2 protein-coding genes are annotated in these 1250 nt (G+C 68.2%); both read right to left on the reverse strand.

The window, feature by feature from the left end:
- The coding region (locus tag AC1D15_RS32965) for an ABC transporter permease subunit (protein ID WP_477829381.1) at window positions 1-361 on the reverse strand (361 nt) is incomplete at its 3' end.
- Window positions 362-377: 16 nt separating this feature from the next.
- Window positions 378-1175, reverse strand: coding sequence for a transporter substrate-binding domain-containing protein (locus AC1D15_RS32970; protein WP_477829382.1), 798 nt, complete (start codon window positions 1173-1175; stop codon window positions 378-380).
- Window positions 1176-1250: the final 75 nt, after the last annotated feature.

The following is a 1250-nucleotide window of genomic DNA, read 5'->3' on the forward strand; positions in this document are numbered from 1 at the left end:
CGATCTGGCCGCGCGGCGTGGTGGCGATGCCGGCACGCACGATCTCGGCCGCGTAGGCGCCGAGGTTGATCACCATCGCGAGCACCGAGGCGCCCTCCGGCGACAAGCGCACGCCCAGGCTCGGCAGCCCGAAGAACAGGAAGAACAGCTGCACGATGAACGGCGTGTTGCGGATCAGCTCCACGTACGCGCCGGCGATGAAGCGCAGCCACGCCGGGCCGTGCAGCCGCGCCCACGCGCAGGCCACGCCGAGCGCCAGGCCGAACACCGCCGACACGCCGGTGAGTGCGAGCGTGATGCCCGCGCCCTTGGCCATCAGCGGCCACTCGGCCAGCACGGCCGGGAAGTCGAGGCTGATCATCGCGAGCGTGGGTGGCTTACTGGGGCAGGTCGCCGGCGGGGCGGCCGAGCCACTTGACCGCCATCTTGTCGAGCTCGCCGGCCTTCTTCGCATCGGCGATGATCTCGTTGACCTTCGCGCGCAGCTTGTCCTCGCCCTTGGCGACGCCGATGAAGTTCGGCGAATCCTTCAGCAGCAGCTTGAACTCGGTGCCCAGCTGCGGGTTCTTCGCCATCATCGCGCCGGCCACCGAGGCGCCGGTGGCGATCAGCTGGGTCTGGCCCGACACGTAGGCCGAGACGGTCACGTTGTTGTCCTCGAAGCGCTTCACGTCCAGGCCCGAGGGCGCGATCTTGCCGAGTTCCTGGTCTTCCATCGCGCCGCGCGTCACGCCGATGCTCTTGCCGGCGAGGTCGGCCGGCGTCTTCACGGCCAGCGTCTTCGGGCCGAACACCGCCTGGAAGAACGGCGAGTAGGCGGCGGTGAAGTCGATCACCTTCTCGCGGTCGGGGTTCTTGCCGAGCGTCGAGATCACCAGGTCGGCCTTCTTCGTCTGCAGGTAGGGGATGCGGTTCGCGCTCGTCACCGGCACCAGCTCGACCTTCACGCCCAGCTTCGCGGCGATCAGCGTGGCCATGTCGACATCCAGCCCCTGCGGCTTCAGGTCGRTGCCGACGAAGCCGTACGGCGGATAGTCGGTCGGGATCGCGATCGTGATCAGCTTCTTCGCCAGCACGTCGTCGAGCGCGGTCTGCGCCTGCGCGACGGACGCCGCGAACAGCAGCGGGGCAGCGGCCAGCAGGCCGAGGGCTTTCAGGAAAGAGCGGTGGCTCATCGTCAGTACTCCGGGGTGGACGAGGAAGGGGAAGAAGACGCTGGGGGCCTTGTATGCAAGGGCTGTGCCTTGTTT

Source organism: Rhizobacter sp. P2_H2 (assembly GCF_056403375.1).